Source organism: Nostoc sp. (assembly GCF_036917815.1).
GTDB lineage: Bacteria > Cyanobacteriota > Cyanobacteriia > Cyanobacteriales > Nostocaceae > Nostoc.
The window spans coordinates 35,853-53,332 of the sequence record NZ_JBALEK010000023.1 but is presented as its reverse complement, the minus strand read 5'-3'; the positions used below and the strand labels follow the sequence as shown (position 1 = coordinate 53,332).

The 17,480-nt window shown below is 42.3% G+C and carries 13 protein-coding genes and 2 pseudogenes; 9 read left to right on the top strand and 6 right to left on the bottom strand.

Translation table 11 applies throughout. The features are described 5' to 3' along the window. Positions 1-80 precede the first annotated feature (80 nt). Entirely contained in the window at positions 81-1,079 is a 999-nt protein-coding gene (gene galE / locus V7K97_RS06655) for a UDP-glucose 4-epimerase GalE (protein WP_334799988.1), read from the bottom strand. Positions 1,080-1,527: 448 nt separating this feature from the next. On the opposite strand from galE, the gene V7K97_RS06650 reads away from it, so the two are divergent. Both V7K97_RS06650 and V7K97_RS06645 read left to right on the top strand, forming a co-directional pair. Then, complete coding sequence (locus V7K97_RS06650; RefSeq protein WP_334799987.1) at positions 1,528-2,184, top strand: hypothetical protein; 657 nt, start codon at positions 1,528-1,530, stop codon at positions 2,182-2,184. 445 nt (positions 2,185-2,629) lie between these two features. Continuing rightward, positions 2,630-4,381 carry an ABC transporter ATP-binding protein gene (locus V7K97_RS06645; RefSeq protein WP_334799986.1) on the top strand — a complete coding sequence of 584 codons (1,752 nt, stop codon included), beginning with the start codon at positions 2,630-2,632 and terminating at the stop codon, positions 4,379-4,381. Between the two features lie 568 nt (positions 4,382-4,949). On the opposite strand, the gene V7K97_RS06635 is transcribed toward V7K97_RS06645, so the two are convergent. Further along, the gene (locus tag V7K97_RS06635; protein WP_334799985.1) at positions 4,950-5,516 is read right to left on the bottom strand and encodes a hypothetical protein; all 567 of its coding nucleotides are present in this window, start codon (positions 5,514-5,516) and stop codon (positions 4,950-4,952) included. A gap of 441 nt (positions 5,517-5,957) precedes the next feature. Between V7K97_RS06635 and V7K97_RS06630 the strand changes: the two are divergent. Then, positions 5,958-6,071: pseudogene (locus V7K97_RS06630) on the top strand (pentapeptide repeat-containing protein); the annotation flags it as partial. Between the two features lie 29 nt (positions 6,072-6,100). Here V7K97_RS06630 and V7K97_RS06625 read toward each other — a convergent pair. Next, the gene (locus V7K97_RS06625) at positions 6,101-6,415 is read right to left on the bottom strand and encodes a cupin domain-containing protein (protein WP_334799984.1); all 315 of its coding nucleotides are present in this window, start codon (positions 6,413-6,415) and stop codon (positions 6,101-6,103) included. 142 nt (positions 6,416-6,557) lie between these two features. Here V7K97_RS06625 and V7K97_RS06620 point away from each other — a divergent pair, with 142 nt between their 5' ends. Continuing rightward, positions 6,558-7,253 carry a HupE/UreJ family protein gene (locus tag V7K97_RS06620; protein ID WP_334799983.1) on the top strand — a complete coding sequence of 232 codons (696 nt, stop codon included), beginning with the start codon at positions 6,558-6,560 and terminating at the stop codon, positions 7,251-7,253. Positions 7,254-7,391: 138 nt separating this feature from the next. Here V7K97_RS06620 and V7K97_RS06615 read toward each other — a convergent pair whose 3' ends face one another. Then, positions 7,392-8,084, bottom strand: a complete 693-nt coding sequence (locus V7K97_RS06615) for a class I SAM-dependent methyltransferase (protein WP_334799981.1) — start codon at positions 8,082-8,084, stop codon at positions 7,392-7,394. A gap of 327 nt (positions 8,085-8,411) precedes the next feature. Here V7K97_RS06615 and V7K97_RS06610 point away from each other — a divergent pair. Both V7K97_RS06610 and V7K97_RS06605 read left to right on the top strand, forming a co-directional pair. Further along, positions 8,412-8,990, top strand: a pseudogene (locus V7K97_RS06610) (hypothetical protein). A 53-nt stretch (positions 8,991-9,043) separates the two neighbouring features. After that, on the top strand, positions 9,044-9,436 hold the full coding sequence (locus V7K97_RS06605) for a DUF2358 domain-containing protein (protein ID WP_334799978.1): 393 nt from the start codon (positions 9,044-9,046) through the stop codon (positions 9,434-9,436). A 14-nt stretch (positions 9,437-9,450) separates the two neighbouring features. Here the strand turns inward: V7K97_RS06605 and V7K97_RS06600 are convergent, their stop codons facing one another. Continuing rightward, complete coding sequence (locus V7K97_RS06600; protein WP_334800093.1) at positions 9,451-9,591, bottom strand: CopG family transcriptional regulator; 141 nt, start codon at positions 9,589-9,591, stop codon at positions 9,451-9,453. A 169-nt stretch (positions 9,592-9,760) separates the two neighbouring features. Between V7K97_RS06600 and V7K97_RS06595 the strand changes: the two genes are divergently transcribed. From V7K97_RS06595 to V7K97_RS06585, 3 genes are all read left to right on the top strand, one after another. Beyond that, positions 9,761-9,976 (top strand): hypothetical protein, encoded by a 216-nt coding sequence (locus V7K97_RS06595; RefSeq protein WP_334799976.1) that lies wholly within the window; start codon positions 9,761-9,763, stop codon positions 9,974-9,976. Positions 9,977-10,197: 221 nt separating this feature from the next. Continuing rightward, positions 10,198-11,385 (top strand): TRC40/GET3/ArsA family transport-energizing ATPase, encoded by a 1,188-nt coding sequence (locus V7K97_RS06590; RefSeq protein WP_334799974.1) that lies wholly within the window; start codon positions 10,198-10,200, stop codon positions 11,383-11,385. A gap of 254 nt (positions 11,386-11,639) precedes the next feature. Next, complete coding sequence (locus tag V7K97_RS06585; protein WP_334799973.1) at positions 11,640-14,957, top strand: GAF domain-containing protein; 3,318 nt, start codon at positions 11,640-11,642, stop codon at positions 14,955-14,957. Positions 14,958-15,047: 90 nt separating this feature from the next. Here V7K97_RS06585 and V7K97_RS06580 read toward each other — a convergent pair whose 3' ends face one another. Continuing rightward, positions 15,048-17,300 carry a cytochrome-c peroxidase gene (locus V7K97_RS06580; protein WP_334799972.1) on the bottom strand — a complete coding sequence of 751 codons (2,253 nt, stop codon included), beginning with the start codon at positions 17,298-17,300 and terminating at the stop codon, positions 15,048-15,050. Between the last annotated feature and the right edge of the window lie 180 nt (positions 17,301-17,480).

The window sequence follows — 17,480 nt, the reverse complement described above, 5'->3', positions numbered from 1 at the left end:
TCAAAATTCAAAATTAAAGAATTTATTTCTGCCTCCTGCCTCCTCTTTCCCATTCCCTAGTCCCAATTCCCCATTCCCTCCTACTTATGTCGCTTTTGATGCCACTGCCACGCATGAGCGACAATATCTTGGATAGATGGATACTGAGGTTGCCAGCCTAAGATTGTTCTGGCTTTCTCGCTGGTGCCAATGAGAATTGGGGGATCGCCAGGACGGCGATCGCGTTCCTCGATTGGGATACTAACTCCAGTCACTTCCTCGGCTGCTGCAATGACTTCTCTGACGGAGAAGCCGCTACCATTACCCAAATTGAAAACTTCGCTATCGCCACCTTTTAATAAATATTCCAATCCCAAAATGTGGGCATCTGCTAAGTCGTTAACGTGAATATAATCGCGAATACAAGTACCATCGGGTGTGGGGTAATCGGTGCCAAAAATTGAGATAGATTCTCGTTTACCTAAAGCTGTCATCAGCACCAAAGGAATCAAATGGGTTTCTGGGTTGTGATCTTCGCCCAGTAAGCCACTGGGATTAGCACCAGCAGCATTGAAATAGCGGAAACGCACTGACTGGAAACCGTAAGCAACATCAAAATCAGAAAGAATCCTCTCTACTATTAGCTTTGTAGCGCCATAAGGATTAATCGGATTTTGGGGATGGGTTTCGGGAATGGGTACAAATTCCGGTACCCCGTAAGTGGCACAGGTAGAAGAAAAGACAAATTTCTTCACAGATGCCGTCAGCATTGCTTCTAACAGGGTCAAAGTACCAACAACGTTATTGCGGTAATATTTAGCTGGGTCAGTCACTGATTCTCCTACGTAGGCGTAAGCAGAAAAGTGCATGACAGCCGCAATATCGTGGGTTTTAAATAGGTGATCTAGCAAGGCGCGATCGCCTGTATCCCCGACAATCAGTTCTACCTGTAAAACCTTTTCTACCAGGTCACGATGCCCATAAACCAGATTATCAAGTATAACAACGTTATAACCCGCTTGCTTCAAAGCAAGCACCGTATGGGAACCAATATATCCAGCTCCCCCCGTTACCAAAATGCTAGGCTTTTCAGGCGACATAGTTTTTCCTTTTGAGTGGATTACTCAATTAATTTAGTTTACCGGTGCCACATTACTCTTCTGGAAAATTATAAATAATAGACGCAGTGTTAAAAATTTGAACTAAAATCACTACGACGGTAGTCTTTGGGTGTGAGGTTTGAGGTATTTTAAGTCAAACAGTGCGATTACAATTTGACAATAAAATAAATCTATTTCCCGAAACCTCTAGGTTGACCCTTACGGGTGACGCTCCTAGCGTCGCTACAGCTAAGATGTCGCTAGTTGTTTTATACAGGGAAATCATGCAACGCAGTTCCTCCTGGGGAGCCAATGTGTTACCGGGGTTCTCCCGGTTGTTAGCACAAAGGCAACCACAGGAGAACCAGGTGGCGTCGAAACCCCAATTAAAGCGGACTGCCTCACCACCACACTGGCTCATTGCACCAGAAAATTTGAGAGTTAACCTATGTTTCTATTGTTAAGCCGGGTACTGCTGTGGCTGCTGATTGGCACTATCGTATATTCTCTGTTCCAGCGATTTTATCCCTCTGGAACTTTTGTAGGGCGAACAATCTTAGTCGTTATTTTGGTAATCGTAGCCCTATCATTTCTTAACCCCAGTGAACCAGCTGTGGCCTCGTTATGGAGGATGCTGTCTTTTCCACTTAAGCCTCTAGGAGCCTCTGTTTTGCTGATGATTTTGGCAGCTCAGAAAATCAAAGGAGGTGGGATCGAGAAACCAGGAGGATTCTTGATCGGTTGGGCACTGACAATTTTGCTGTTGGCAAGTACGCCAGCAGTCGCTTATTTCCTTTATAGAGCGCCTTTAGGAGCAATGGCAGGTAATACCCCTGTAGCAACTGCTGCACCAACATCTGGGACACTCGTGGCATTAGGGCAACAAACTACTGCACTGGGTATCTCAGATGTGACTGGCGATCGCATTCTTTCTTATAATTTGAATGTGCCTCCTTACCTATTACAAGTAAGTTCTCCAGCTATTCGCACAGGCGGTTTACGACTTGAAGACTTTGTACCAAACGCGGATACGTTGCAATTTACAACAAGAACTTGGGAAAGTTATCTCGCTTACCTTTACAACTTCTTGCGTGTTCAACGGTAATAAGGCAAGGCAACTTTAATGAGTTCGTAGTCAGCGCTTGAGCGCTCAAACCAAGGACTAAAGTCCTTACCCATTGGGTGACGCTCGATGACTCGCTAACGCCCTTGGCGTGTCGTAGACAAGACTCGCCAAGATTCCGCTATCGTTAGTAGCTCATGGGGGAAACCCCCGCTCGTGGACTCGCTAATGCGACGCTATCGCCCTTGGCATCTCCCCTTCTCCCAAAGGGAGAGGCTAGCGCCAAGGGAGAAGACCGCGCTAACTCACTACGAACTTATTTCTTCATTAAACTTGCTGTGGTGGACTACTAGTAACGAATGGCAATAACTAACTATCCAGTTGAAAGAGGTAACAAAAGCTGAATTTACAAGGGATATTCCCTCCGCATAGCTGCCTTGTTGGAGTAGCAGTTAATCTAGGATGATAAAGTTGCAAAATTGCTTGAATGGCAAAATCTCGACGACTCGCTAAACTCAGTGCTTACTTACGACCCCATTGGCGGGAGGCGTCTTTAGGCATTCTCGCTTTGTTGTCTGTCAATGCACTAGGCGTTTATATCCCTTGGTTGATTCGTGCTGGTGTTGATAAACTCTCGACAACCTTCAGTTGGAACCAAATACTACATTATGTAGTGATTATTGTCTTGCTCAGTTCGGCGATGTGGCTAATGCGGATGGCATCACGCATTTGGCTATTTGGAGTTGGGCGGCAGGTAGAATTTGATCTGAAACAACGAATTTTTGAACACTTACTCAAGCTGGAGCCGGCTTATTTTGCTAGTAATACTGCTGGCGATTTGATTAGTCGGGCTACCAGTGATGTGGACAATATCAAGCGGTTATTGGGTTTTGCGGTTTTGAGTTTGGCAAATACGGTGTTTGCCTACGCCCTGACACTGCCAGTCATGCTGGCAATTAGTGCGGATCTCACAGTAGCAGCTCTGGCAGTGTACCCTTTTATGCTCTTGTTGGTAAGTCTGTTTAGTACTCGCTTACGCAAACAACAAGCAGCAGTCCAAGAGCAACTCTCTGACATCAGCGAACTCATCCAAGAGGATATCAGTGGCATTGCCTTAATTAAAATCTATGCCCAAGAAGCAAACGAGCGTCGAGCCTTCGCCAAGAAAAATCAGCAGCTATTGACTGCTAACTTAGAATTGGCAAAAAGCCGAAATACACTTTTTCCGCTAATTGGCGGGCTAGCTAATATCAGTTCGCTGGTGATCATCTGGCTAGGGGCGGCGCGGATGTCTTCTGGAACCCTTCAGGTTGGCGATTTTTTAGCATTGTTAATTTATGTAGAGCGTCTAGTTTTCCCCACAGCCCTTTTAGGATTCACAATTACTGCCTACCAACGGGGTGAAGTTAGTATCGATAGGCTTGAATCTATTCTCTCTGTCACACCGAAAATTAAAGATCCAGCCGATGCCATGCATCTACCGGTGGCTGAACTTCAAGGGGAAGTGACAGCTAAAAATCTCACCTACACTTACCCTGGTTCCACGACTCCAGCTTTAGAAAATGTTAACTTTACCATTGCAGCTGGAGAAACCGTGGCCATTGTTGGGGCAATTGGTTCGGGGAAATCTACTTTGGCCAATGCTTTGCCGCGCTTGTTGGATATTGAATCAGGGCAATTGTTTTTAGATGGGCTAGATATTACTAAGATCGCTTTGGCAGATTTACGAGGTGCGATCGCCTATGTTCCTCAAGATAGCTTTTTATTTAGCACCACCATCAAAAATAATATCCGCTACGGTGATCCAGTTAGCGAACAAGAGCAGGTAGAATCTGTTGCTAAACTTGCTCAAATTGAATCAGAAATTCACAATTTTCCGCAGCAATACGAAACTCTTGTTGGTGAACGCGGCATTACTCTTTCTGGCGGTCAACGACAACGCACTGCTTTGGCTAGGGCGATGCTGGTCAATGCTCCAGTGTTAATTTTGGATGATGCCCTCTCTAGTGTAGATAATCAAACAGCCACGCAAATCCTCAAAAATCTCTCCGGTGGTACTGAACGAAAAACAGTAATTTTTATTACGCACCAATTATCGGCGGCGGCGGCGGCTGACCGAATTTTTGTGATCGAAAAGGGAAAAATTGTGCAGATAGGCAAACACTTAGAACTTGTACAACAACAGGGTTTATACAGAACCTTGTGGAGCCAACATCAAGTTGAGGAATTACTGCATTAGTACAACATTGAACATTAAGGACAATTGTCGATCCCGCGTGTATAATTTGCCATTCAATATTTGACAAAATATACACACTGGATAATGTCTGCTGGAATTCAAACAACCTCGAAGAATTACAGTATGCCCGTTCTGCTAATGTGACATCTAGCACTAATGGATTTTGATTACCTTGAAAATTGGCGATCGCATGGCTGCGTTCTATTTCCGTAATATCAGGTAGGTCTTGCTGATTCCATTTACACAAAGTCTGACGCTGATTCTGAAAGTAATTTCCGCAAAGTTACCAAAGAATATGAGGATTTATTATTAGAAATAATTGAAAAAGAACCACTAGAGTATGGGTATGAATTTGGTCGTTGGACAGCAGCAAGACTAGCCACATACCTCGAAAAGAACACACTTATAGAGACTGGAACTGTGGCAGGGAGAGGAAATTAATTGGTTTCAAAGCGCGGATATGTAGGTGTACAAAATAAGGGACTCTCTTTGACAACGAGTGGCTTATTTTTTTTGTGAGGTTACGATGAATCATTACACAGGTGAATTTAAACATTGTCAGTTTGAGCTACAACTTCAAAACTCCTTTTTTATTTTCAAGATTCCACAAAATATAACTTTCATCTTCTGTCCAATAAATTTGTGTCAATTTTTTGGCGAAGCCTTTTGGTTTTGTGTGGATAACACCTATCCTTTGTTCGGTAAGAAAGTTATGGCGATAGACAGTATTTACGCCGCCTATTGAATCCCAAGAAACTGTAATTGAGTGTGTACCCCTTGGTGAAACATAAGTATTTTCGGACATCATTCCAGTTAACAATATGAAACTCAAGGCTAGAGTACCTAGCCCGGAAAAAAACACAATAAATCCATGAAAAAGACTAAGTAAAACTTTTAAGTAACGATTCAGAGCAGCTTTTTGTAGAGATATCTCAGCAGGAAAATAGAAAAACAGTGGAAGTGATATTAGGACAAGGTACGTATAAATTCCTCCACGTAAGCGATAGGGATTGTTGCTGGCTCCTACTGACCCGAAAATAAACCACCAGAGAGCAACATAAAATCCTATCTGAAATACTATCAGTATTCGAGAACTCAGTATTTGTGAACGACCTAACCGAAAATTTTTAACCATTGCTGCAATCTGTAATTACTACTTTTACGGTTCCCAGAATTACGGGAAAAAATAACACTCTTCCCTACACCCCACACCCTTTTCTCTCTCCTTAAAATGATTATCATTATTGAAGAAAGGCAGAAGGGATTTATCCCAACTCTTCTGGCCCGATAGCGCAGCGTTAGCGACGCAGGAGCGTCACCATCTGCGCGACGGTCGGTTGCAAGGGTTTAAGACCCCCACAAAACAAGAAAATTTGGTGGCTCTCGAACTCTTTGGGTTTGAGTCCCCATCTGAACGAAACATAAAAGCCTTCTGCCTCCTGCCTTCTGCCTTCTTCAATTTCTGGAAGTCCCTTAATTTGTGATGTAATTACTGATGCCTGACTAAAAACAGAAAGGTCAAGCTGAAAACAGCCAACATCAAAATTACAAATTATTTAAAAGGAGCGAGGTTGTTATGGATTTCTCCGGTCAAAATCTCCGAGGCCGTAACTTTAAAGGTAGGAAAGACCTTGCGGATGCAAACTTCAGCTATGCCGACATCCGAGGGGCAAACTTCACCAACGCTAATCGATAGCAATACTATTAAATCTACGTTACCTAATCTCTGGGAATAATAAGGCTGCAAAAGTTGTTGGAAAGAAGGGCAATTCCCGTACCCGCTTTGAATCCATAGCAATCCCCGGCACTCAACGAGAATTCCTGTTCTCCCAGCACCAAAGTTGGAGTTCCCTCTAGAATAAAAATGAATTCATCCTGCTTTGAGTGACTATGGGCAAGGGCAGACACTGCACCAGGTGAAAGATGGGTCAGATTGACCCCAAACTGAGTTAGCCCAAAGTACTCGCCAAGCTTTCGTTTCAACCGTCCTTTAACCTTTGAGGCATAGGGTTCTGGATAAATCGTTTTGCCCATCGTTGCGGGAACTTTGGAATAATTTATTCTTTGGAAGTCCCTAACTTGATAAAGCTAGTGTCATCTAGTGTGATTATTTCGTTAGTTTTTTCGGGTATGTGGGTAGTATAAATTACCGAAAAAACTAATTTGGCATATAGCAATGTTCAAGACTAAATTATCAGAATCCCGTGCTTTGGGGGAACTTTATACCTCGAAATTAGTGCATCGCCATATTGGGGCGATCGCAGCTTTAATTTTAATTAGCTTACTGAGTTCATTGAGTGGAACACCAGTTGACCATAGCATCTCTAACGGCTGGGAAGGCTTTCTCTGGGGATTGGCAGATCCAGTAATTAGCTTAAATTGTTTAGTTGGTATTGTTGCGATTGGCTTACTCTCATCTGTGTTTGTTCGTGGCGCTGCGATCGCTGGATGTTTTATCTTCGCAACAGTTTTGGGCATTGTAATTCATTTATTGCAGCTAAATTTACCAGGTACAGAAATAGCGATGCCAACGGCGGGCGCAGCCATCGCTATCTTTACCATTGTTTTTGGTACTATGCTGATCGTGCCAAATCAACTAAACTTAATGGTGCTTGCTCTGGTAAGTATTAGTGCTGGTTTATTTCAGGGTTACGCTGATGCTGAATCTATTATTGGGGCAGAAATGATCCCACTAGTTGCATATATACTAGGCATTGCCTTAACTCTGTTTGCAGTTGCTATGAGTGCCAGAGAAATTGGTGTGGCAATGGGTATGGGAGAAATAAACCGAACTTCACCTTGGAAAATGAGCATTGCTGGCTTTGCTTTGTGTGCGATCGGCATCGTGTTTTTGAGCAATTCGATCATTTAAATCACATATTTCAATTCAGTGAAATACATTCAATTCTTGGGGGCGCACACCTATTCGACTGATATCTTTCTTGCTCGGTCGTGGCTGGCAGAAGGGAAAAGTATTGAACCCCTTTCCCTTTTCTATATCTGTAAAAAGTCATGTAATCTTCTTACCGTAAGCATAAATAAAGTAGTTTTCTGTTATTTTCACTTCGGCTTTAAAATGAGCGCTCACCAATTCATTATCCAATTCATCTGGCTCATAGAAAATCTTGACGATCTGAAATTTCTGACCATCATTTAATTTACGAACCTTATAAATACTTTCGTCGTTCTTAAGAATATGGTCTTTTGCAGTAGAGGTTGGTTCAAAGCGAGAATCAATGATAAATATCTCACCTCCAGGGCGAACAGAGCGAGAAATTTTCTGGAGAAACGAATTGAGTCTTATCGGAGGAACGTGAGATAGCCAGAAAGAAAAAAACACTAAATCGTATTGCTGATAGGGTTCCCAAGTGAATAAATCCCATTGCTGATAATTAACTTTGGGAGATTGAAGTTTTTGTTGATTAATCTCAATGACTTCAGAAACGGCATCAATCGCTGTAATTTGCTGACCAATTTTTAAAAGTTCTTGTGTCCAGATTCCTGTACCACAGGCGATTTCTAAGATGTGTTCGACTGGCTTAATTTGGTGTAAGGCGGTTCTGACGATAGCTAATTCATTAAACCAGCGTTGATTGAGTTCTTTACCACGATCATAACGATCAGTTCGATAAAACCACTGATCGTATTCGTTAGCTCTGGCGCGATAATATTCAATTTGTTGTTGAATCACATCATTTGTCATGGTGTATCTCTTTGCTAAATGAACGATGAATTGATTTATGTAGTTACAATTTGATACTTCACTAGTTGAAGTAATAATTTAATTAAGTAACTAGCATCTTCACTATTATTTACTATAAATCAGTCGATTTACCGTATTTAATAGCAAAATATTCTATAATAATTTTTAATATTAAGACCATTAGCTATAAACTGTGTGCAGGGCTGAATATCACAGGTGTAACAGGGTTAACATCTGCACAGGGCGTAGCATTAAAACTAATGGGAGCGATTGAATAAGCTGATGCACCTCTGCGCTAATCTAGAGGCTATATATAAATAAAGCCTTATGACACCTGAAGAAATTGCGGGTACGCTCACAGAATTATTTGGCACATCGGCTGTTGCTGGCATTGATCCTGGATCGTGGCAAGTAGATACTTCTACTTTTCGGCTGTTGGTGCTGCTTTCCGAAGATAATGCTTGGCTGCGAGTTTTACTGCCTATTGTGCCCATCCAAGAAGCCCAACCATTTTTAGAACAGTTCCTAGAAGCCAACTTCGATGACACTCAAGAAGTACGTTACGCTTTGTATGAAGGGGGAATTTGGGGGGTATTTCAACATAATAGTCACACTTTAGCTAGATCAGCAGAAGCCTCACACCCACTTTTAGGGGTGTGAGATGAATGCGCGGGAGTGGTGAGATATGGATTAGATAATGTCTTTAATCGACTAATTGAAAGCCGCATCCGGCAAGTTATTCAGGCAGCAAAACAGCAAGGACAATCTCTGCAAGCTACTATGCAAAGCTTAGAACGCTTTTATGCCGAAGGATTGATGGGTGAAATCAATCAAACTCCAGAAGGGCGAGAAGAAGTGCTGACTGCTTGGCGGCATCAGTTAAAACGTTTATGGAATGAGGGTTGATTTCAACTTTTGATTTTTCAGATTAAACCAATTTACAGATATATTTATGTATCATGGATATTATTGAAATTCTCAAAGAAGACTATCAAAGATTCCCAGTAAATCAAACTTACAGCATTTACGCTCCAGATGTTTTTTTTCAAGACCCGTTGAATAAATTTCGTGGCGTTAAACGTTACAAAGAAATGATTAGTTTTATCCAAACTTGGTTTTTAGATTCCCAGATGGACTTACATAATATTCAACGTTTAGGAGACACAATAAAAACTGAGTGGACACTCAGTTGGAATACTCCTCTCCCCTGGAAGCCAAGAATATCTATTCCCGGTTGGAGTGAATTAGGTCTTAACTCTGATGGTTTGATTGTATCCCATATTGATTATTGGAACTGTTCACTTTTAGATGTGGTGAAGCAGCATTTTTTCTCTCGAAAAAGTCATGATTAAAAAGATGAGATGATTTAACCGTCAGACGTTAAGGTAATTGGACTTTTGTCAAGAGAGCGAATTAACTCCCGAATCACATCAGTTGCTGCTCTGCCTGTGATTGCACAATATTGTTCAAGTTTTTCGTTCTCAGCTGCTGCAAGATTTATGGTGATTCCGACGCGGGAGTACCCGCTAACGCTGCGCTATCATCGACCCACTGCCCTGTCAATCCTGCAGATTGAATTGGTTGTAGGTCAATTCGTCATCACCCAAAAATTCATCCCACACTCCGTAAGCGTGAGTGTGGGGCTTCTTTTCGTTTAAGCTAAAACAGTCCAAGCTATGTTAGATGAAATGGCGGAAGCACGACAGGAACGCCAAGAACTTCGAGAAGCAATGCTTCAAATTCAGAATGCAGTGGCACAATTAACCAACATACAAGAGAGAATAACCAATTTACTAATTTCTCTTGATGGCGATCGCCCCACAATTCTCAAAAAACTCTCAGCCCTGGAAACTAAGCTTGATCAGTTATTGCAGCAAAACCCAACAGACTAGTACCGCAGGGCGGAATTAAAAATTAAAAATTAAAAATTAAAAATGAATACAGCGTAAGCATTTCATTGATTTGGAATGGGTGGTTTATTTACGCCGTGCTGTACTAGTTAGGGTAAATACTGATAATAATGCCTAGAGGTGTTGAAACGACATTTATTTTCCTTAAACAGTCGATAATGGTAAATAAATGTAAAAAATCCTCAGTCAGGACAGAAGCATCTATGCGTGTAATTTTAATGACCGGTAAAGGCGGCGTGGGCAAAACTTCCGTCGCTGCTGCAACTGGACTCCGTTGTGCGGAACTAGGCTATCAGACATTGGTTTTAAGTACAGATCCTGCCCACTCCCTGGCAGACAGTTTTGATATAGAACTGGGACACGCACCCCAAAAAATCCGCCCAAATCTGTGGGGTGCTGAACTGGATGCGTTGCAAGAACTGGAGGGAAACTGGGGTGCTGTGAAACGTTATATTACCCAAGTTTTACAGGCAAGGGGTTTAGACGGCATACAAGCGGAAGAATTGGCAATTTTACCAGGCATGGATGAGATTTTTGGCTTGGTAAGGATGAAACGCCATTACGATGAAGGGGAATTTGATGTCTTAATTATCGACTCAGCCCCTACGGGTACAGCACTGCGCTTACTAAGTTTACCTGAAGTCGGTGGCTGGTATATGCGCCGTTTTTACAAACCATTTCAAAACATCTCGGTGGCACTTCGGCCTTTAGTTGAACCTTTTTTTAGACCGATTGCTGGTTTTTCGCTACCTGACAAAGAGGTGATGGATGCACCTTATGAATTTTATGAGCAAATTGAAGCTCTGGAAAAAGTATTAACAGACAATACTCAAACCTCAGTGCGTCTAGTTACCAATCCCGAAAAGATGGTGATTAAAGAGTCTCTCCGGGCCCATGCTTATCTGAGTTTGTATAATGTTGCAACAGATTTAGTCGTGGCTAATCGGATTATTCCCAGCGAAGTCCAAGATCCATTTTTCCAACGTTGGAAGGAAAGTCAGGAGCAATATCGCCAGGAAATTCATGACAATTTTCACCCTCTCCCCGTGAAAGAAGTTCCCCTATTTTCTGAAGAGATGTGCGGATTGGCTTCATTAGAACGCCTGAAGGAAACCCTTTATCAAGATGAAGATCCAACTCAGGTTTATTACAAAGAAACAACTCTAAGAGTAGTGCAAGAGGAAAACCAATACAGCTTAGAACTTTACTTACCTGGTATTCCTAAAGACCAAGTTCAACTAAGTAAAACCGGAGACGAATTAAACATTACCATTGGCAACCACCGTCGTAATTTAGTTTTGCCACAAGCCTTAGCAGCACTACAACCAGCAGGGGCAAAGATGGAAGATGACTATCTAAAAATCCGCTTTGCTGACCAGACAAAAGTTTAATTTTATTGAAGTTCCTCTGTCAACAAAAAGTTAAAAATACAAAGCCAGAACTTCTCTTTTAGCTAGTACAGACGCGATTCTTTTAGCGTCTGTTTTTATGATTTTTTGCTGAATTTCTAGAAAAGGGAAATAAATATTTTTACTAGTAATTTGACCGTAGTTTTACTGAAGACAAATTCCTCAAATAAATTTCAAAATGTCTTTATATTTAATTATGTCAGTTTGCAAACTACTAATTTATTTTGCTATAAACAATGACCTCCAATCCTGAACAAGATTTGCCCTTATGTAGTCATGAAGAAAGTTTACTACGCCGGATTACAAACCGTATCCGGCGAAGCTTAGAGTTGGAAGAAATTATCACAGTGACGACGGCAGAAATGCGATCGCTCTTAAAAACTGACCGAGTGATAATTTACAAATTTCATCCCGATGGTAGCGGTCAAGTGATTGCTGAATCAATTTATGAAAATCGGTTGCCGTCGCTACTGGGGCTGAATTTCCCTGCTGACGATATTCCCCTCAGCGCCCGTGAACTATTTATCAAATCACGGGTGCGTTCTGTTGTGAATGTTGATACTCAAGAAATTGGTCAAAGTTACCTGCGTGATTTGGATAATGGAGAAACGATTTCAGAGGAGATCCGTTACCGCCCTGTAGACTCCTGCCATATTGAATATTTGACGGCAATGGGGGTAAAGTCCTCTGTAGTAACCCCTATTCTCTATCAAGATGAACTTTGGGGGCTGCTGGTGTCTCATAATTCCCAAGCGCGTTTGATTTCAGAATATGAACTAGAAGCATTACAGATGGTAGTAGATCAGTTGTCAGTGGCGATCGCTCAAAGTACCATTCTGGCTCAAGTCCGCAAAACAGCCGAACGGGAAGCGATCGTTAACCGCATTACGACCCTACTACATTCACTCCCGACGATTGTATTACAACCAGCCCTAGAAACGGCTGTTACTGCCTTTAATGGTGTTGGTGGTAGACTTTGCATTAGAAATGCAGCTTTTGATTTCGACAATGGCAACCTGAGCAGCTTAACAGAATGCTTAATACCAGGAAATACTTGTATCAAGCTTTATATCTGTGGACAGCAACCTGTGATGCCAGAACAAACCATATATCCACTTATAGAGCAGTATAGTATCTGGCAGGAACACTACAAGTCCAGTAACTACGATGTTTGGGCGATTTCAGATATACATGACACTCCTGGGTTGCGAAGTTTACAAGTTGCTTTTCAACCAACTAAAATTCGCAGTATATTAATGATTCCACTCCAGTATCGTCAGCAGCTGTTGGGCTACTTAAGTATTTTCCGCAACGAAGTAGATACAGAAACCCTATGGGCGGGGCAGTATGACAGCGATCAAAGGCAGCTGTACCCCCGGAAATCCTTTGAGGTTTGGCGCGAATCTAAAAAAGCACAAGTTCAAAAATGGACGGTTGAAGAGATTGAACTGGCTAGAAACCTCGGTAAATACTTTGCTTCGGCAATTCAGCAGTGTGAACTCAATGAACAAGTACAAGTCTTCAATGAAAATTTAGAAAAACAAGTTAAAAGACGCACACTTGAGTTAAAACGGACAGCTGAACAAGAACAGGCTGTGTTTAAAGTTATTGCCGAGATTCGGGAATCTCTGGATACAGATACGATTTTTCAAACCACAACTAAAGAGGTTTGTCAATTAATCAAAGCCGATCGCGTTTCTGTTTATCGTTTTGATGCTAATTGGGGTGGTGAATTTGTCGGGGATTTTGAGGCTGCTAGCCCATACTGGTCGAATGAGTCTGAACTAGGTATTAATACAATTTGGAATGACACCTATTTACAAGATACAGAAGGAGGACGCTACCGCAACAATGAAACATTTGCAGTCGATGACATCTACAAAATGGGATTTAATCAGTGTCATATCGAGAATCTAGAGCAGTTTCAAATTCACGCTTTTGTGCTTGCGCCGATTTTTGTTGGGCAAAAACTTTGGGGTTTGCTGGCAACTTATCAACACACTGGTTCCCGGCAATGGAAAGCTTCTGAAGTTAACTTTCTTAGTCAGATTGCAGCTCAAATGGGGGTAGCACTCCAGCAAGCTGAATTACTGACTCAGACACGACAACAGGCCTTAGATTTGCAACAAGCAGCAGAACAACAACGGGTATTGTTTGAAGTGGTTGCGAAAGTTAGAGAATCTTTAGACTTAGATGCAATTTTTCAGACAACCACCCAAGAAATCTGTAAATCACTACAAGCGGATCGAGTTGCAGTCTACCGCTTCCAGGCTGATTGGAGCGGTGAATATATTGCTGAGTCTGTGGGCGATCGCTGGGTAAAGCTAGTAGGCGATCATACCAAGACAGTTTGGCAAGATAGCTATTTGCAGGAAACTCAAGGTGGGCGATATCGTCACAATGAAACCTTTGCAGTTGATGACATCTATCAAGTTGGCCACTCTCAATGTCATGTTGCAGTTCTAGAGCAAATTCAAGCAAGGGCTTATGCGATCGCGCCCATATTTATTGGACAACAGCTATGGGGCTTGCTAGCAGCTTACCAGAATTCTGCACCCCGCCATTGGGAAGCCTCAGAAATTAAATTTATTACTCAAATTGCCAATCAGCTGGGAGTTGCACTCCAACAAGCCCAATTACATAATCAAACCAAAGAGCAGACTCAAAAGCTAGTTCAAGCTTTGCATGATTTACAACAAACTCAAACCCAACTGATCCAAACTGAGAAAATGTCCTCACTGGGTCAACTCGTAGCTGGTGTTGCCCACGAAATTAATAACCCGGTAAACTTCATTTATGGCAACATTAATCATGTCAACGATTACACCCAAGATTTACTTGGTATACTAGACCTCTATTTGCAAAATACCCCTAACCCTAGCCCTGAGATTCGCGATCGCGCATTTGAGATCGACTTAGAATTTCTCATCGAGGATTTGCCCAAAACTTTATCTTCCATGAAAGTTGGAATTGATCGCATCCGGCAAATTGTCTTGGGTTTACGGAATTTCTCGCGCCTTGATGAGGCAGAAAAAAAGCCAGTTGATATTCACGAAGGCATTGATAGCACCTTACTAATTTTGCAGCATCGCTTGAAAGCAAAACCGGAAAGTCCGGCGATTAAATTAGTCAAAGAATATAGTCACCTTCCCTTAGTAGACTGCTATGCAGGACCACTAAATCAGGTATTTATGAATGTTTTAAGCAATGCCATCGATGCTTTAGAAGATTATAGGGAATCTCAATCAAAAACTCATAGCAGTCAAATTACCATCCGTACTGCTGTCGGAGAACTTGAAGGCAATGTCAAAAGCGTAGTAATTCGCATTGCAGACAATGGTCCAGGAATACCGGAGCTTCTGAAGGCGAGAATCTGCGATCCATTTTTTACAACTAAGCCAGTGGGAAAAGGCACTGGCTTGGGGTTATCAATTAGTTACCAGATTGTTGTTGATAAACACGGTGGAGTTTTGAAATGTGATTCTCAGCCAGGGTTAGGTACAGAATTTTGGATTGAAATTCCGATTGGACAAATCGCCAAATCGCACCATTAACTCTCGTAGCTTGGGGAGCTTTTGCTGGGTTTTCCCCACCAAAAGCTCCCCATTGCTGCAAATGTTGTCAGGTTAGCGATTATACGCTATTTACCACTGTCTGGAAGTGACGAGGAAATTTGGAGTGCCATTACCACCATGACTACCAACAGCAGGAATTTCCAGTAGACTATCTGTGGCTTTGCCAGTACCATCATTGATCACGTATGTAGAATCACCCGGATGTCCATTTGGAACAAACAGTTGTGGGTGATCAAATGGCGCCTTTTCATAGCGGACTCGCTCATCAGTGAGCGATTTGAGGAAGGCTACCAAGTCATTTTTTTCGGCTTCAGTTAGTCCCAACACGGCAAGGGCGCTTTGCTGGCGGAAGTCTCCGCCACGACTGTATAAGTCTACCACTTGCTGCAAAGTTAAAGAACCACCATTGTGGAAATAAGGGGCAGTCAGTTCGACATTGCGGAGTCCAGGAGTTTTGAAACTGCCATCCGCAAGTATTGTGTCCTTAGAGCTAACTGTGGTGTTGGATGGGGAACCGAGAAGTTGCTGGAAAGTTCCCAGTAGAGCCAGTTTCGTTTCCGAAAGCGGATTCCCAAATGGGTCATTAGCTCCAACACTAACATCTTCTAATGTCGGTCTGATGCCGATATTGAAAAAGCCATTGTCAAAGACGAATCTACTAAAATTAGGGATGTTAAGAATCCCAATCCTTTGTTTCTGCACAGAACTCACAGAAGCACTGCTAAGTTCTGCCCCATTATGACAAAGGTTGCATTGAGCTTTACCCTCGAACAGTTGTTTCCCCCGTTGCTGTTGCCCAGTTAGGGCAGTGGTGTTTCCTTCCAAGAAGCGATCAAGTGGGGTATCGTTAGCGATGAGCGTAGATTCGTACATTTGAATTGCCAGCCCAAAAAATAGCGAGAAGTTGTACTCTATTAACCTGTACTCATTGGTTTCCAAAGAGCGATCCGGTTTCTTAACAAAAGTTCTCACACCGTTAGCATCAATTTGAATCAGTTGATTAGACTTCCACCACTCCGGCTTGAAGGCATTTTTAATTAGGCGATCATAGCTTTCATTTCTCAGTCCAGGTTCAGGCCATCTGCTATCTGTACCTAAAACACTGTCCTGTGGATGCACAAGTTGTTTCCCTAGCGGTCTCAGAGGAAATAACTTTTTAGCAAGTTTTCTGGGGAGCTTCTTACCCTTGCCAACGCTGGCGGATTTGTGATCAATTGATCCGAACTTATCACCTATTTCTTGAAAGGTAAGACCATCAGAAGATTCCTCGAAGGAGCTAAGTGGTGGATCGACTGCTTGAGAAGCTAAAGACGAATTATTGAGGCTGACTTTGACAAATTTTAGCTGATTTGGAGTCTGTGCTTTCACGACAGAAGCATGAGAATCTCTCAAACCAAAGGAATTCACTCCATTAAAGATGTTTTGCGCCCTACCGTCCCAGAAGTTGCGGAAGTTAAATACTGCATTAATCGCAGTTGGCGCGTTACGTGGCTCGACGCGACGTACATTTATACCTCCCACGTTAAACACGGGATCTGGTTGAAGCGTTACTTGGTCTTCTGCATTACCAGGTATTACATCAACAAACTTGGTATTGATAACTCCTTGGGAGGAGGCGATATCATTCCGGTCAGACACAACTGTTGTCGGATCATTTGGATTTGACAACTTGTGAAAGGGAAAATCTTCTGGCTTGAGCTGGTAGTTCGGCCCACCGCCGACATTAAAAACCGTATCTGGGTTTTCTGTGCCATCGGCGTTGATCCGCATCAGACCAGGAGATATCTGATTTTTTGATCTGCTGTCGGCTCCGGCATGGAAATGGCAAGTAGCACAGGAGGTTAGTCCATCGCTACCAACTTGCATATCCCAAAAAAGAGCCTTTCCTAACTTAATGGCGGCTACTTTGTCTTTTACAAAGTCTCCAAGATTATCAGGCTCTCGAACCGAAACGGTCTTGAGAGAAGCTAGAGGTGGTAACGCCGTAACCTGAGCAGATACAGTATTTCCAGCTATTACTGCTGCCACAACGATCGCAGCAATTGTGATAGTTTTTGAAAGTTTTGATACCAGCCCGTTAGGTTTTACATAACCAGATTCCTCCCTTTTAGGCTTTGGATCAACTGGAAATTTAGATGATGCTCCACGAGACTCTTGGTCATTAAAAGACCATAATTTGAGATTTTTTAGTAAACTCCCAATTCCCTGCTTGATCTGCACTACCATCGATTTGAGCAAAAATCGACCTTTGCCGGTTAGCAGCAAAAACATTGGAAAGGTAGCAAAAAGCAATCCCAAACTGACTATGCGTAAAATTACCATATTTTCATGTTAGAAAACACTTGAGTGATTCTACGACTGATCTAAAGTTTTTCACACACTCCTTTAGGATGATCTTATTTAATTGATCAAGTTAAAATTACACCAAGTTAGATGAGCTTACCCTGGTTTTATCCTTTGTCAAAATGTTACAAGTCTGTTTTTAGCGATTTTTATAGTCTG

What these genes read in the sequence shown, in the direction of transcription:
- V7K97_RS06650 (WP_334799987.1), top strand. Translation starts at nt 1,528, where the DNA reads ATGTTTCTATTGTTAAGCCGGGTACTGCTGTGGCTGCTGATTGGCACT.
- V7K97_RS06590 (WP_334799974.1), top strand. Translation starts at nt 10,198, where the DNA reads ATGCGTGTAATTTTAATGACCGGTAAAGGCGGCGTGGGCAAAACTTCC.
- V7K97_RS06605 (WP_334799978.1), top strand. Translation starts at nt 9,044, where the DNA reads ATGGATATTATTGAAATTCTCAAAGAAGACTATCAAAGATTCCCAGTA.
- galE (WP_334799988.1), bottom strand. Translation starts at nt 1,079, where the DNA reads ATGTCGCCTGAAAAGCCTAGCATTTTGGTAACGGGGGGAGCTGGATAT.
- V7K97_RS06615 (WP_334799981.1), bottom strand. Translation starts at nt 8,084, where the DNA reads ATGACAAATGATGTGATTCAACAACAAATTGAATATTATCGCGCCAGA.
- V7K97_RS06620 (WP_334799983.1), top strand. Translation starts at nt 6,558, where the DNA reads ATGTTCAAGACTAAATTATCAGAATCCCGTGCTTTGGGGGAACTTTAT.
- V7K97_RS06635 (WP_334799985.1), bottom strand. Translation starts at nt 5,516, where the DNA reads ATGGTTAAAAATTTTCGGTTAGGTCGTTCACAAATACTGAGTTCTCGA.
- V7K97_RS06595 (WP_334799976.1), top strand. Translation starts at nt 9,761, where the DNA reads ATGTTAGATGAAATGGCGGAAGCACGACAGGAACGCCAAGAACTTCGA.
- V7K97_RS06625 (WP_334799984.1), bottom strand. Translation starts at nt 6,415, where the DNA reads ATGGGCAAAACGATTTATCCAGAACCCTATGCCTCAAAGGTTAAAGGA.
- V7K97_RS06580 (WP_334799972.1), bottom strand. Translation starts at nt 17,300, where the DNA reads ATGGTAATTTTACGCATAGTCAGTTTGGGATTGCTTTTTGCTACCTTT.
- V7K97_RS06645 (WP_334799986.1), top strand. Translation starts at nt 2,630, where the DNA reads ATGGCAAAATCTCGACGACTCGCTAAACTCAGTGCTTACTTACGACCC.
- V7K97_RS06585 (WP_334799973.1), top strand. Translation starts at nt 11,640, where the DNA reads ATGACCTCCAATCCTGAACAAGATTTGCCCTTATGTAGTCATGAAGAA.